The sequence below is a fragment of the Pseudoalteromonas sp. SG43-5 genome (genome assembly GCF_014164345.1).
Classification (GTDB): domain Bacteria; phylum Pseudomonadota; class Gammaproteobacteria; order Enterobacterales; family Alteromonadaceae; genus Pseudoalteromonas; species Pseudoalteromonas distincta.
The window spans coordinates 312,039-325,958 of record NZ_JACJFA010000002.1 but is presented as its reverse complement, the minus strand read 5'-3'; the positions used below and the strand labels follow the sequence as shown (position 1 = coordinate 325,958).

The following is a 13,920-nucleotide window of genomic DNA, read 5'->3' as shown; positions in this document are numbered from 1 at the left end:
TATTTATAGTGGTGTGCACTTTAGCGGGTAGATATGACGTTTTTATAAACGCTAAATGTATTTAGTGTGACGGTATTAATACATTTAAACCCTTTTATTTATTAACTAAAAAGTAGTCAAAAAATTAAATTAAATGGTTAAATTAACAAGGCATGAATTTTTTAAATTAAAGCGATGTATATAAAATTGTTTAATTACAGTTGCTTACGATTTGTTTTTATGTTGGCACAACCCTTGAGTATGTAACTACGTCTAAACAATACACAAACAAGGAATACCATTATGAAACATTCAATTAAAATCGCTATGGCAAGTTTATTAGTATTAGGTTCTGCGCAAGTACATGCAACAGAAGTGGACCTAGATGTAACTGATATATTAACTCAAAGTGTAGCAAGCTACGTAAAGCAAACCACAATCGAGCTTGAAAAATCACTAAAGGAAACGCTTTATTTTGATGCTAAAACTGTTTTAGAGGGTTTATTAGATGAGCCCGTTTTAACACATAGCACAACGCTTAAAAATACTGACACTAGTATAAAAAACGTAAAATAAATTATTTAAAGGATTAAAACGATGAGCAGTGAACTTGGATTATTTGCATTAATGTTAGCACCCGTAGTCAGTATGATTAGCGCTTATTACTCGGTTCAAGTGTTTAAAGCTATGGGAGGTTGGTTTAATCTTTAGCCAATTATATAGCTGGTAATTAATTCGATTCATACAAAGCTGATCGACTTAGCAAAAGCGCACGTAAATAAAGGCAGAGTGTTTGAAAGAAGTAGACTTTATGAAACGTGCGATTTTTCCATTACCCATTTTTATGTTACCTGAAGGCTATACGCGATTACGCATATTTGAGCCTCGCTATTTAAATATGGTTAAAACCGCATTAAAAAATAATACAGGGTTTGTGCTTTGTACATTTGAGCACGACACGCCATTTAATATAAGCGCGCAAGGTTGCCTTGTTGATATTATTGATTTTGACCAAGACGACAACGATGTATTATTAATCGATGTGTTTGCTTCTCAAAGCGTTCAAATAAATGACGTTTATCAAGACGAGGACGAACTGCGACATGGTTTGGTATCGCCTTGTAATACGCCATATTGGTATAAGGATTCTAACAACTCAGTTGGCGAACATGACTTATTGCATGATGCACTTTTAAACGTGTTTAAAAGTAATCCGGAACTTAATTTGCTGTACAAAAAAACTCACTTTGACAAACTGCCTTGGATTGCAGCTCGTTGGCTTGAGCTCCTACCTATTTCTATTGAGAAAAAACAGCAACTTGCGTTTGAAACGAACTTTGATAACTTACTGAATTTCCTCCATACTGTGATTAATAACGAATTTGCCTAAATTTTATGATCCTAAATTAATTATTGCCCGTATTACTTAATACAAAAGCAATAACGGGATAAACTATTATGGTAAGTCAACAACAATCACCACGTTGTGAACCTAATACAGGTAAGTACACTGCCATGCCAGAAACGCCGAGTAAAGAACTCATGCAAGCGCTTATAGATGTTGCACAGTCACGCGATAAAAAAGCATTTTCCTATTTATTTGAATACTTTGCGCCAAAAATTAAACGCTTTGGAATTAAGCAATTTGGTGTTGAAGCTCAAGCAATGGAGCTTGTGCAAGAGACGTTAACTTCTGTTTGGCGTAAAGCACATTTGTATCACAGTGATAAAGGTGCGGCTACTACGTGGGTTTATACCGTTATGCGTAACGCTTCATTCGATATGCTTCGTAAAATGAAAAGTAATAAAGAAGAAAACATAAGCGAAGATATTTGGCCGTTATTAAACGAATCACAAGATACACATCACGAATACAGTGATCATTTAGAAGATAAACAAATTAAACGTTATTTAGACAAATTACCTATTGCTCAACGCGAAGTGGTAAGAGGCGTTTATTTTCAAGACATGTCGCAAGAGCAACTTGCACATCAACTTAATATTCCAGTAGGCACGGTAAAATCACGTTTACGTTTGGCCTTGCAAAAATTACGTAATGAAATGGGAGATCAGCATGATTAAACATCACCCGAGTGAAACTTTACTGACACAGTATTGCGATGCATCACTTGCTACATCATTGAGTTTAGCCGTTTCTATACATGTAGATATGTGCCCTGTGTGCCAAGCTAAAGTAGCTAAAATTGAGGCAAGTAACGCAAACGCATTATTTAGCGAAGAGCCAGCGCAGTATGAGAAACCTCAAGCTGAGCAACCTGAGTTACTTGAAGAATTTGAATTGAATGTGCTTGATATGATCACGTCTGATGATTCTATCGACGAAGTTTATGAAGTAGAGCCTGTTTCTATTAAAGTTAATGAGCATAACTATCAGCTTCCACGTGCGCTAACGCGTATTTCTCACAGTAAATTTACCCAAGTGGGTAAGCTTGCGAGATCGCGTATTGCACTTGATGATGGCCCATTACGCTCTAGCTTGTTACATATTGATGCTGGTGGTGAAATACCAGAACACACGCACACTGGCTTTGAAGTTACTTTACTCCTAGATGGCGAGTTTAGTGATGAAGAAGGAAAATATGTAGCAGGTGACTTTATATGGCAAGATGGTAGCCACCAACATACTCCTTTAACAAAAGATGGTTGTTTGTGCTTTACAGTTGTCAGTAGTGCGCTACATTTTAATAAGGGCTTCAGCAAGTTACTAAATCCAATAGGTAATTTGATTTACTAAGAGAATTTATGCACACAGATATAATAAAAATAGGTATAAGCGCCTGCTTAGCAGGCGAAAAAGTTAGATTTGACACAGGTCATAAAAAGTCAAATTTCTGTATGGATGAGTTAGGTAAACACGTTGAATATACACGGTTTTGTCCGGAGGTAGCGGTAGGTTTACCAATACCTCGTCCAACTATTCGCCAAGTTAAAGTTGGCGATACTATTAAAGTATGTCGCCCAGATGGCACTGGAGATGTAGGTAAACAACTTACCGAGTATGGTAAAAAAGTTGCAACAGAACAAGCTAAAGAGTTGAGCGGGTTTGTATTTTGCGCAAAAAGTCCAAGCTGCGGCATGGAGCGCATTAAAATATACAACGAAGCAGGCACGGGTAATACTTCTGAAGGCATTGGTTTTTTTGCTGAGCAAATAATGAAGCACAACCCATTATTGCCATGTGAAGAAAACGGTCGCTTAAATGACATGCATTTACGTGAAAACTTTGTAATGAGAATTTACGTATTTAAAAATTGGCAAAAGTTAGTACAAGAACCACTAACGGTTCACAAGCTTACTCAATTTCATTCTCAGTATAAGTACTTGTTGATGGCTCATAATTACCAAGCTTATCGTGATTTAGGTAATCTGCTTGGAACGTTCGTAGGTGACGACATAAATGCAGTTGCTGATGAATATATTTTAGGTTTGATGACGGGTCTGAAAAAGCCTGCTTCTCGAAGAAATAATTGCAATACCCTAATGCATTTACAAGGCTACTTTAAAAATGATTTATCAAAGGTTGAAAAACAAGAACTTCGTGATGCCATAGACGAATACCGCGAAGGATTGGTGCCATTGTATGTACCACTTACCTTGTTAAAACATCATTTGAAAGTTCATCCGAATGAGTACCTTGAAAAACAGGTGTTTTTTAACCCATACCCTCACGATTTAAAATTACGATTTGGTATTTAATGGATACATTATTTTGGTTTAGGCGCGATTTGCGCCTTTTTTCTAATGAAGCGTTAATTCAAGCGCTAAATAATGGCGCTAAACACGCCATTTTTTTTGTGTCTGAAAAGCAGTGGCAACAACACCAAGCTGCGCCTATTCAGATTGACTTACTCAAGCGCCGAGTTACTTATCTTCAATCACAACTTGCTGATTACGGTATTACTTTACATATTATTGAAGCGCCTAGCTTTAGTGATTGTACGCGCGAGCTGATTAACTTTTGTAAAGCAAACGATGTAAAACACGTAATTGCTAATACAGAGTATGAGCTTAATGAAGTAAACCGCGATAAAGCAATTTTGCATGAATGCGATGAGCTTTCTATTACTTTTACTTTGTACGAAGGTGATTTAATTGCACCTGCAGGCTCTGTCAAAAATCAAAGTAATGAAATGTATAAAGTGTTTACTCCCTTTAAACGTGCATGGTTAAAGCAGTATCAAGATACACACTTTAGTTTGCCACAATGGCCTTTAACTTCTGAGCCAATAAAATTTGATGAAAGCGACTTACTAAAAAGTGATGGATGCTCAGATAAGTGGCCGGTTGACGACGAAACACTCTCTACCGTAGTTGATAATTTTATATGCGACAAACTTACAAGTTACGACGACCAGCGTGATATTCCCAGTGTAAAAGGCACATCGGGTTTAAGCCCGTATTTAGCACTAGGTATTGTAAGCACAAAGCAACTGCTTATTAATATTCAGCAGCGTTATCCTGATATTTTAACTACATCAAAAAGTAAAACGTTTACGTGGATTAACGAGCTTGTTTGGCGCGAATTTTACAGACATTTAATTGCTGAATTTCCGAAGCTTTCGCGCGGCGATAACTTCAACGAAAAGTATAATGCTGTAGTGTGGCGTAAAAGTGAAAGCGATTTTAAAGCATGGTGCGAAGGGCGTACAGGTTACCCATTAGTGGATGCAGCAATGCTACAACTTAAGCAAACCGGTTGGATGCATAATCGTTTACGAATGGTTGTTGCAAGCTTTCTAACTAAACATTTATTAATAGACTGGCGTGAAGGTGAACGCTTTTTTATGCAGCACTTAATTGATGGCGATTTAGCCTCAAATAATGGTGGTTGGCAGTGGGCTGCAAGTACGGGCTGTGATGCTCAGCCTTATTTTAGAGTTTTTAATCCTATCAGACAAAGCGAGCGCTTTGATCCAACGGGCAAGTTTATCCGTAAGTATTTGCCAGAGCTTGAAAACGTGCCAGATAAACACATTCATTTTCCACACACTTATTTAGCCGCAACCGGCAAAGATAAGGAATGTTACTGGCCAGCAATAGTTGATCATAAAGCGGCACGAGAACGTGCACTTGCTGCATTTAAGGTGTGATATGGATAACCAGTTACCAGTAGATAAATTTGTTGAAATATACCAACAGCTTGATAGCACTAATCTTGATTTATTGAGTGATATTTACTGTGACAACATACAGTTTATAGACCCGATGCATGAAATTAACGGCATTGTAGAATTGCGCAGGTACTTTGCTAACTTATACAGCAATGTTAAGCATTGCCAGTTTGATATTACTGATTCGTTTAATAGCGGTAACAATGCTTTTATTTATTGGACTATGCATTATGCACATCCAAAGCTGTCATCAGGTAAAACTATCTCGGTAGACGGTCATAGCAAGCTTATTTTTAAAGATGGCAAAATTATTAAGCACAGAGACTACTTTAATGTGGGCGAGTTGTTATATAAACACATTCCTTTACTTGGTAGCGTTATAAAGCTAATTGATAAAAGGGCAGGTTAATTATGATCACACTTATAACGGGTGCTACATCAGGTATTGGCGAGCAGCTAGCAATTAAATATGCACAGCTAGGAGACACTGTTATAGCTTGCGGCCGTAATAGTGATAAGCTTGCCGAGCTTGCTAAATACGACAATATCCAAGCATGTAAATTTGATGCAACTAACCTGCAAGATATAAAAGAGTCTACTATTGGCTTTCCTCAATTTGACCGTGTTATTTTAAACGCTGGTAATTGTGAATATATAGATGATGCGCGCAACTTTGATAGCGCGTTGTTTGAGCGTGTAATAAACGTTAACTTACTTTCTATGGGGTATTGCCTTGAGGCGTTACTTCCTAAAATAAATCCAGGCGGCCAACTTGTTTTGGTCAGCTCAAGTGTTACTTACCTTGCGCTACCTCGTTCAGAAGCTTATGGCGCATCAAAAGCGGGTGTAAGTTACTTAGCAAAAAGCTTAGCGGTTGATTTAAATGATGTTGATGTGACTTTAGTTCATCCTGGGTTTGTAAAAACGCCACTTACTAATAAAAATGATTTTCCGATGCCTATGGCCGTTACGGCTGAAAAAGCAGCTGACTACATGATTAAGGGTATTCAAAAACGCCGCAAAGACGTTCATTTCCCTTATCGTTTTACACTTATATTAAAAGCTTTACGCATTTTACCACTGCCGATTTGGCTTAAAATCGCAAAAGGATTAGCCCGTTGAAAAAAATAGCAATAATAGGAACTGGTATATCTGGTTTAACATGTGGGCATTTGCTTCACAAACATTACGATGTAACCGTATTTGAAAAAAATGATTATATAGGTGGCCATACAGCAACGGTTGATGTTGATGTGTGTGGCATCAAATACGCAATAGATACTGGCTTTATTGTATTTAATGACCGAACTTACCCATATTTCGAAAAGCTACTTTCGCGCATTGGTATTGATAAACAAACAACCCAGATGAGCTTTAGTGTGCATAACGAAGCCACTGGTTTTGAATACAATGGACATACGTTTACAAGCTTATTTGCACAGCGTCGTAATATTTTTAGACCTAAGTTTTGGCGATTATTGTACGACATTGTTAGGTTTAACAAACTGTGCAAAGCAATGCATGAAAAAGGTGATTACCAGTCTGATCAATCATTAGGGCAATTGCTTAACGATAACCAGTTTAATGACTTTTTTAAATACCATTATATTCTTCCTATGGGCGCGGCTATTTGGTCTACCAGTATTAAAGAAATGGAAAACGTAGGCGTTGAGTTTTTTGTTAAGTTTTTCTTTAATCATGGGCTTTTAGATGTAACCAATAGACCACAGTGGTATGTAGTACCAGGAGGCTCTCGTCAGTATATAAAGCCGCTGATCAGAGGTTTTGCCGACAAAATTAACCTCAATACAAATATTAAATCAGTTACGCGGCAAAATGATGAAGTAACAATAGAGTTTGCCAATGGTGAGCAAAGTAAATTTGATAAAGTAATATTTGCTTGTCATTCAGATCAGGCGCTTGCACTACTGGGTGATGCTACTGAGCAAGAAAAGTCAGTATTGGGTGCAATAGCTTACACTGAGAACTCAGTGGTGTTGCACACCGATACAAACCTTTTACCAGATAGAAAAGCGGCATGGGCAAGCTGGAACTACCTACTTAACAACAACACTGATAAAGCTGCTGTTGTAACTTACCAAATGAATATTTTGCAAGGTATACAATCAGATACACAGTTCTGTGTAACGCTTAACCATCTTGAAGGAATAAGCCAAAGTAAAATTTTGCGCGAGTTTACTTATCACCACCCTGTATTTAACCAAGAGTCTATTGCGGCTCAAAAACTTAAACACAGTATTGACGGACACAACAATAGTTATTTTTGTGGCGCTTATTGGTACAATGGTTTTCATGAAGATGGCGTACACAGTGGTGTAGATGTAGCCAAGCAACTTGGGGTCGAATTTGACTAGTGCAGTGTATTTAGGCGATGTTAAACATCGCCGTTTTGCTGTTAAAGAACATCGCTTTAGTTACCCTCTGTATATGATGTGGGTAGATTTAAATAATCCTCAACAACTAAATGGTGTGCATAAACACATAGGTACGTCAGGCTTAAAGGCGTTAAAGTTTAATGAAGCTGATTATCTTAAAGGCACCTCACAGCTTGCTAAACGTCCTCTTATTGAGCGTGCACACGAACAACTTGCCAATTTAGGTATTACTGAAACCTTTACTCATATTTACATGCTTGGGCAACTTCGTTGTTTTGGTGTGTATTTTAGTCCTGTTAATTTTTACTTTTTTGGTCATAACGACACCCGTTTTAAATACATGATTGCTGAAGTAAGTAATACACCATGGAACGAACGTCATTATTATTTAGTACCTTTAGAAAAAAAAGTGAACTTTAAAAAGGTTTTTTCCGTATCACCTTTTATGAATCTAGATATGAACTATCATTGGCATGTTAAGCAATCGCCTGATAAAACATTGATACACATTGAAAATAAGCGAAATGAAGAGCTATTATTTGATGCTACACTTCGCTTAAAACGTAAAGAACTTACTAAAGAAGAAGTTAATAAGTTATTTAAACGTTTTCCGGCCATGACATGGTCTATTTTCAAAGGTATTTATTATCAAGCGTTAAAGTTGTTTATTAAACGAGTTCCTTTTTTAGGCCACTCAGGCAAGCCATAAAGCACATAGATAGTCAGGACAATTAATAGGTATTTCAATGGATAAAGTGTCGAGCTTAAATTGCGAACAAAGCACAAACTGGTTAACTAACATATATAAAAAATTAGTGACTAAAGCCTTCTCGTCAATTGAAACAGGTCAAGTTGTTTTAATTGAAGGGAATGAGCGTACAGTTTTTGGCGACCCATCTTCAGTGCTAAAAGCAACAATTATTGTAAACGATAAAGCTATGTATAAGGCATTTGCATTATCTGGGAGCGTTGGCGCTGGTGAAGCGTATATTTTGGGGCATTGGTCTTGTGACAACTTAACCTCTTTCATTGAGATATTTGCTATAAATGAGAAGCAACTTGATGAGTTTGAGAAGAAATTCGCATTTTTTAGCAATATTGCACACCGGTTTAATCACATAAAAAATAAAAATTCTGAATCGGGTTCTAAGAAAAACATCATTGCTCATTACGACTTAGGTAATGATTTGTACGAATCATTTTTGAGTAAAGAAATGCTTTACTCAAGTGCTGTATATCCTTCAAAAGAAGCGACGCTTGAAGAGGCTCAAAAATACAAGCTGAAACGCATTTGTGAGCAAGTTGAGCTTCAAAAAAATGATTCAGTAATTGAAATTGGTACAGGGTGGGGGGCTTTTGCTATATATGCAGCCACACATTACGATTGCCATGTAACAACAACAACCATATCTGATGAACAACATGATTATGTCGCTAATAAAATTTCAGAGCTTGGTCTTGAAAGTAAAATTACATTACTTAAGCTTGATTACAGGCAATTGAGAGGAAAATACGACAAGCTTGTTTCTATCGAAATGATAGAAGCGGTGGGCCATGAGTACTTACCTAGCTTTTTTACCCAATGTGGTGAATTGTTAAAAGATGACGGTGCCATGCTCATACAAGCTATAACTATTGGCGACCAGCGTTATAAGCACTACTTAAAAAACTCTGATTTTATTCAGCAGTATATTTTTCCAGGCGGGTGTTTGCCATCACTTAACGAAATGAGTGAGCAGATTAAAAATAATACCGACATGGTAATTCATACTGTTAATGATATTGGTGCACACTACGCAAGAACATTAGCAGACTGGCGAAGCCGTTTTATAAAAAGTTGGCCTGATTTGGACCGCTCAAAATTTGATGAACGTTTTTATCGTTTATGGTTGTTTTATTTTGCTTATTGCGAAGGCGCCTTTAGAGCTAGAGCAACAAGTACGGTGCATTTAATGGCGCGTAAACCACGTTTTGTTAGCGATAACGATGATATTGCGCTCGGTTACTAATTTTGTTTTATTTCAAGCAGTGTGGTTTTTATCCTTGCTGCTTGAAGCTGATTCGCTACTTTTTAGCGGATTGATTATTGTTTTAATGTTTTGGTTGTCAAAACAAAAAAAACAAGACACCTTACTTCTAATTAAAGCCCTGCCTTTAGCGCTATTGTTAGAGTTTATTGCAGTAAAGTTAGGCTTGTTAGAATTTGAAGTTTATCCCTTCCCTCTATGGCTCGTCTTTTTATGGGCTGCGTTATTACTTTCTTTAAATACTTCTATGGTTTTTTTGAGTAAATTAAAGCTTTGGCAGGCCTTTTTAGTGTGCATGGCTTTTGCGCCAGCAAGTTATTGGGCTGGAGCACGCTTTGAAGTAATAAGTTTAGGTTTACCTTTATGGCAGTTTTGGCTCGTTTACGGTGCGCTTTGGTCTACAGTGTTTACTGTTATTCTTTTTATAAACCAAAAAATCAAGTTATTCATCAATCGCTGATCGCCCACAATTCCCATTTCGTAACATTACTCATTGACTCAAGGGAGCTTATTTTGAAATTTTTACTAAAGGCAGTTACTTTTTATTTGCTTACAACTTCAATTGTTTTAGCTAACACACAGTTTAACAAAGTAGGTGAAGCACGAATGGAGTATTTATTTTGGGATGTATATGACGCGGTTTTATTTACCTCTTCAGGTAATTACAGCGCAGGAACGCATCCTATTAAATTTAAACTTACCTATTTACGTGACTTTGAAGCTAAAGAAATCGTAAAAGCAACAAATGAGCAGTGGGAGCATATTGGAAAAAAAGAGCTAGCAGACAAATACGACAGTAAATTATTGTCTATTTGGCCTGATATTAGACAAGGTGATTCGCTAACGTTAGTCACAAATGAGCAGGGTATGAGTACTTTTTATCATAATGATGAAAAAATTGGCGAAATAAATGAACCTCAATTTTCGAGTGATTTTTTAGCCATTTGGCTGGATGAAAAAACCTCTGAGCCGAAACTACGAAAGCAACTATTAGGGAATTAATATGAATGTATTTAACGCGTTTAAAACAGCTCTTGTATGCTTATCTGCTTTGTTGCTGATAAGCTGTTCGGCACCAAATGTAGAGCATTATAAAAATACATCGCCAAACTTTGACTTTAAAACATTTTTTAGTGGAAATTTGAAAGCCTACGGTGTTGTACAAGACTTTAAGGGTGAATTGACCCGCAAGCTTGTCGTAGATATGAATGCGAGCTGGGATGGTAACCAGGGCGTTATTGAAGAAGACTTTGTTTATGACGATGGCGAAACTCAAAAGCGTATTTGGAAAATAACGTTAAACGAAGACAATAGTTTAACGGGTGTGGCAGATGATGTTATAGGTACTGCAAAAGGTAGAAGTGATGGCAGCGTATTTCATTGGAATTACGATGTAGAGCTTCCATACGATGGCAGCACTTTAAAAGTGAATTTTGATGATTGGATGTACCTGGTTACACAATCGCGCTTGATAAACCGCACATCTATTGTTAAGTTTGGAGTCGAGGTCGGGGAAGTGACCTTAGTGATCGAAAAAATATAGCTTCTTTACCCAGTTGCTTAACTTGCGCCAAAATTGTACTCAAATTAAGTCTTTGTTAACCCAACACGCTGTATTTTACAGAGAATTATTTAAATTTTACTCATTTTTTAAGAATTTAAGCAAAAAATGCAATTTGCTGTTGCTAACTCTTTAAAAATGCATAAAGATAGGTTTTGCGAAGGCAAAATAATAACGAATAGGAATCTAACAATGAATAAAGCTCAATTAGTTGAAAAAATTGCTACTGATGCAGAAATCTCTAAAGCCGCTGCTACTCGTGCTCTTGACGCGTTTACAGGTGCTGTAACTTCTTCTTTAAAAGAAGGTGATTCAGTAGCATTAGTTGGTTTTGGTACTTTCTCAGTAAAAGAACGTGCAGCTCGCACTGGCCGTAACCCACAAACGGGTGCTGAGATCCAAATCGCAGCGGCAACTATCCCAAGCTTTAAAGCAGGTAAAGGTCTTAAAGACCAAGTAAACCCTTAATAGGTTTAACGAATTAAATTAAAAAAAGAGCTAATTAGCTCTTTTTTTTTATGTTTAATAAAGACATCAATTGATGCCTTTATATTATAAATTTATGCTTTTAAGGCTTTATCGCCTCGACCAATGCCAACAGCGCCAGAACGTACAACTTCAATAATATCGGTTTCATGACGAAGAGTGTCTAAAAACGATTCTATTTTGTCTGTACTGCTCACTAGTTGTAGACTATAGCTTTGTCGGCCCATATCTAAAATAGCACCTTGGAACACATCAACTACTCGCGTAACCGCTGCACGAGTCGTCTCGTCTTGAGCAAATACCTTGACAAGCAATAGCTCACGTTCAATGTGACTCATTTCTGTTAAATCGATAATTTTAAGCACGTCGACTAATTTGTTAACCTGCTTTGTAATTTGCTCTACAACTCTGTCATCACCCATAGTGGTAATGGTAATACGTGATAGTGATTGATCGTCAGTTGTGCCAACAGTTAGGCTGTCGATGTTATATGCACGTTGTGAAAAAAGCCCAACAATACGTGATAGGGCACCTGGTTCGTTTTCTAATAAAATAGATAAAATACGACGCATTATGCTTTTACTCCTTTACGTAACCACATCTCATCAATGCCGCCTAACTTAATTTGCATTGGGTATACATGTTCTTTTTCATCAACGTTTATATCTAAAAAGACTAATCGGTCGTTAATTGACATTGCTTTATCGATAGCAGGTTGTAACTCATCTAGTGTGTTTACTTGTATGCCTACATGGCCGTAGCTTTCAACTAACTTAACAAAATCAGGTAGTGAATCCATGTAAGATGATGAATGACGTCCACCGTAAACCATGTCTTGCCATTGGCGTACCATACCTAAAGAGCGGTTATTAAGTGATACAACTTTTACCGCTAGGTTGTACTGTAAACAGGTTGATAGTTCTTGAATATTCATTTGAATAGAGCCATCACCCGTAATACACACAGACTCTTTATCAGGAAAGGCAAGCTTTACGCCCATTGCAGCAGGTAAACCAAAGCCCATGGTGCCTAGGCCGCCTGAGTTGATCCATTGACGAGGATGCTTAAATGGATAATATTGCGCTGCAAACATTTGATGCTGACCAACGTCAGAACTTACATAAGCATCGCCATTAGTAGCTTTATAGACCGCTTCTATCACGGCTTGTGGCTTAATTTTGTCGCCATCAGTGTTGTAGCTTAAGCACTTTTGTTCGCGCCAGCTGATAATTTGTCGCCACCAATCTTCTTGCGCGCTGCGGTCTATTTTAATTGGGCTTTTATCAATACCCGCTTGTAGTTGTTCAAGTACGGTTGCTAAACAACCTACAACTGGTATGTGTGCTTTAATTGTTTTAGAAATTGAAGTTGGGTCAACATCAACATGAACAATTGTGGCATTAGGGCAAAACTTTTGAACATTATTAGTTACCCTGTCATCAAATCGGGCACCAAGCGCTAAAATCACATCGGCGTTAGCCATTGCTTTGTTTGCCTCAAGCGTGCCGTGCATGCCTAACATACCTACAAAGTTTGGATGCACACCTGAAATACCACCCAATCCCATTAGTGTATTTGTAATGGGGGCATTTAATGATTCAACTAAATGCGTTAATTGCTCTGATGTATTTGAAATGACAATACCACCACCAGAGTAGATAACCAGTTTTTTGGCCTCTAAAATAGCTGTTACGGCTTTGCGAATTTGTTTTGAGTGCCCTTTAGTATTAGGGCTGTAAGTTCTCAGCTCGGTGGTTTTAGGAAATTCGTATTCAAACTTAATAGCAGGGTTAAGCATATCTTTTGGAAGCTCAACAACGACAGGACCTGGGCGGCCAGTGCTAGCAATATAAAAAGCTTTAGCTAAGATTGTAGGGATGTCTTTAGCACTTCTACAGTTAAAACTGTGTTTAACTACAGGGCGAGAACAACCCACAATATCGGTTTCTTGGAATGCATCGTCGCCAATCAAATTTGTAGGCACTTGGCCTGATAACACAACCATAGGAATTGAATCCATGTAGGCCGTTGCAATACCTGTAATACAGTTTGTAGCGCCAGGGCCTGAGGTTGCAAGTACAACACCAACGTCTCCAGTAGCGCGGGCATAGCCGTCAGCCATATGTGTTGCAGCTTGTTCGTGACGTACTAATATATGTTCAATGTCATCTTGCTGAAAAAGTGCATCATATAAGTCTAAAACCGAACCACCGGGATAGCCAAATATGTATTTTACCTTTAACTCTTTTAATGCCTGAACTACTAGTTCAGAACCATTATATTCTTGTTTGCTCATCCTCATTCCTCTGTGCGCTTTTTTATGCATAAAAAAACCCCCG

Annotated in this window: 17 protein-coding genes; 15 read left to right on the top strand and 2 right to left on the bottom strand. The window is 37.6% G+C overall.

Annotated elements, in window-relative coordinates; genetic code table 11:
* Positions 1-282: 282 nt before the first annotated feature.
* From H5161_RS03740 to H5161_RS03670, 15 genes are all read left to right on the top strand, one after another.
* Positions 283-555 (top strand): hypothetical protein, encoded by a 273-nt coding sequence (locus tag H5161_RS03740; RefSeq protein WP_024596914.1) that lies wholly within the window; start codon positions 283-285, stop codon positions 553-555.
* 235 nt (positions 556-790) lie between these two features.
* Positions 791-1,369: an LON peptidase substrate-binding domain-containing protein gene (locus H5161_RS03735; RefSeq protein WP_039487779.1), complete on the top strand. Its 579-nt coding sequence runs from the start codon at positions 791-793 to the stop codon at positions 1,367-1,369.
* A gap of 68 nt (positions 1,370-1,437) precedes the next feature.
* Positions 1,438-2,061, top strand: coding sequence for a sigma-70 family RNA polymerase sigma factor (locus H5161_RS03730; protein WP_002962457.1), 624 nt, complete (start codon positions 1,438-1,440; stop codon positions 2,059-2,061).
* On the top strand, positions 2,054-2,734 hold the full coding sequence (locus tag H5161_RS03725; protein WP_182768703.1) for a ChrR family anti-sigma-E factor: 681 nt from the start codon (positions 2,054-2,056) through the stop codon (positions 2,732-2,734). Before H5161_RS03730 ends, H5161_RS03725 begins: the two co-directional genes overlap by 8 nt.
* An 8-nt stretch (positions 2,735-2,742) precedes the next feature.
* Complete coding sequence (locus H5161_RS03720) at positions 2,743-3,696, top strand: DUF523 and DUF1722 domain-containing protein (RefSeq protein ID WP_182768702.1); 954 nt, start codon at positions 2,743-2,745, stop codon at positions 3,694-3,696.
* Positions 3,696-5,090 (top strand): deoxyribodipyrimidine photo-lyase, encoded by a 1,395-nt coding sequence (gene phrB, locus H5161_RS03715; RefSeq protein ID WP_024606011.1) that lies wholly within the window; start codon positions 3,696-3,698, stop codon positions 5,088-5,090. The genes H5161_RS03720 and phrB overlap by 1 nt, the downstream gene beginning before the upstream one ends.
* Position 5,091: 1 nt before the next feature.
* Positions 5,092-5,520, top strand: coding sequence for a nuclear transport factor 2 family protein (locus tag H5161_RS03710; protein ID WP_024606010.1), 429 nt, complete (start codon positions 5,092-5,094; stop codon positions 5,518-5,520).
* 2 nt (positions 5,521-5,522) lie between these two features.
* Positions 5,523-6,233, top strand: a complete 711-nt coding sequence (locus tag H5161_RS03705) for an SDR family NAD(P)-dependent oxidoreductase (RefSeq protein ID WP_182692603.1) — start codon at positions 5,523-5,525, stop codon at positions 6,231-6,233.
* Entirely contained in the window at positions 6,230-7,486 is a 1,257-nt protein-coding gene (locus H5161_RS03700; RefSeq protein WP_149603675.1) for an NAD(P)/FAD-dependent oxidoreductase, read from the top strand. Before H5161_RS03705 ends, H5161_RS03700 begins: the two co-directional genes overlap by 4 nt.
* A complete protein-coding gene (locus H5161_RS03695; RefSeq protein WP_182712420.1) occupies positions 7,479-8,216 on the top strand; it encodes a DUF1365 domain-containing protein in 738 nt (245 codons plus the stop codon). The genes H5161_RS03700 and H5161_RS03695 overlap by 8 nt, the downstream gene beginning before the upstream one ends.
* Positions 8,217-8,253: 37 nt before the next feature.
* Complete coding sequence (locus H5161_RS03690) at positions 8,254-9,516, top strand: cyclopropane-fatty-acyl-phospholipid synthase family protein (protein WP_182768701.1); 1,263 nt, start codon at positions 8,254-8,256, stop codon at positions 9,514-9,516.
* Positions 9,494-9,994, top strand: coding sequence for a DUF2878 domain-containing protein (locus H5161_RS03685; RefSeq protein WP_182768700.1), 501 nt, complete (start codon positions 9,494-9,496; stop codon positions 9,992-9,994). Before H5161_RS03690 ends, H5161_RS03685 begins: the two co-directional genes overlap by 23 nt.
* A 53-nt stretch (positions 9,995-10,047) precedes the next feature.
* A complete protein-coding gene (locus H5161_RS03680; protein WP_165724281.1) occupies positions 10,048-10,536 on the top strand; it encodes a chalcone isomerase family protein in 489 nt (162 codons plus the stop codon).
* A gap of 1 nt (position 10,537) precedes the next feature.
* Positions 10,538-11,077, top strand: a complete 540-nt coding sequence (locus H5161_RS03675; protein ID WP_165724279.1) for a DUF3833 domain-containing protein — start codon at positions 10,538-10,540, stop codon at positions 11,075-11,077.
* Between the two features lie 210 nt (positions 11,078-11,287).
* Positions 11,288-11,563, top strand: coding sequence for an HU family DNA-binding protein (locus H5161_RS03670; protein ID WP_002962474.1), 276 nt, complete (start codon positions 11,288-11,290; stop codon positions 11,561-11,563).
* A gap of 92 nt (positions 11,564-11,655) precedes the next feature.
* On the opposite strand, the gene ilvN is transcribed toward H5161_RS03670, so the two are convergent.
* A complete protein-coding gene (gene ilvN / locus H5161_RS03665) occupies positions 11,656-12,153 on the bottom strand; it encodes an acetolactate synthase small subunit (RefSeq protein ID WP_002960314.1) in 498 nt (165 codons plus the stop codon).
* Positions 12,153-13,877, bottom strand: a complete 1,725-nt coding sequence (locus H5161_RS03660; RefSeq protein WP_024596926.1) for an acetolactate synthase 3 large subunit — start codon at positions 13,875-13,877, stop codon at positions 12,153-12,155. The genes ilvN and H5161_RS03660 overlap by 1 nt, the downstream gene beginning before the upstream one ends.
* Between the last annotated feature and the right edge of the window lie 43 nt (positions 13,878-13,920).

Excerpts from the sequence above, each read along its gene's own strand:
- H5161_RS03740 (WP_024596914.1), top strand. The coding sequence starts at position 283 with ATGAAACATTCAATTAAAATCGCTATGGCAAGTTTATTAGTATTAGGT.
- H5161_RS03735 (WP_039487779.1), top strand. The coding sequence starts at position 791 with ATGAAACGTGCGATTTTTCCATTACCCATTTTTATGTTACCTGAAGGC.
- H5161_RS03730 (WP_002962457.1), top strand. The coding sequence starts at position 1,438 with ATGGTAAGTCAACAACAATCACCACGTTGTGAACCTAATACAGGTAAG.
- H5161_RS03725 (WP_182768703.1), top strand. The coding sequence starts at position 2,054 with ATGATTAAACATCACCCGAGTGAAACTTTACTGACACAGTATTGCGAT.
- H5161_RS03720 (WP_182768702.1), top strand. The coding sequence starts at position 2,743 with ATGCACACAGATATAATAAAAATAGGTATAAGCGCCTGCTTAGCAGGC.
- phrB (WP_024606011.1), top strand. The coding sequence starts at position 3,696 with ATGGATACATTATTTTGGTTTAGGCGCGATTTGCGCCTTTTTTCTAAT.
- H5161_RS03710 (WP_024606010.1), top strand. The coding sequence starts at position 5,092 with ATGGATAACCAGTTACCAGTAGATAAATTTGTTGAAATATACCAACAG.
- H5161_RS03705 (WP_182692603.1), top strand. The coding sequence starts at position 5,523 with ATGATCACACTTATAACGGGTGCTACATCAGGTATTGGCGAGCAGCTA.
- H5161_RS03690 (WP_182768701.1), top strand. The coding sequence starts at position 8,254 with ATGGATAAAGTGTCGAGCTTAAATTGCGAACAAAGCACAAACTGGTTA.
- H5161_RS03685 (WP_182768700.1), top strand. The coding sequence starts at position 9,494 with ATGATATTGCGCTCGGTTACTAATTTTGTTTTATTTCAAGCAGTGTGG.
- H5161_RS03675 (WP_165724279.1), top strand. The coding sequence starts at position 10,538 with ATGAATGTATTTAACGCGTTTAAAACAGCTCTTGTATGCTTATCTGCT.
- H5161_RS03670 (WP_002962474.1), top strand. The coding sequence starts at position 11,288 with ATGAATAAAGCTCAATTAGTTGAAAAAATTGCTACTGATGCAGAAATC.
- ilvN (WP_002960314.1), bottom strand. The coding sequence starts at position 12,153 with ATGCGTCGTATTTTATCTATTTTATTAGAAAACGAACCAGGTGCCCTA.
- H5161_RS03660 (WP_024596926.1), bottom strand. The coding sequence starts at position 13,877 with ATGAGCAAACAAGAATATAATGGTTCTGAACTAGTAGTTCAGGCATTA.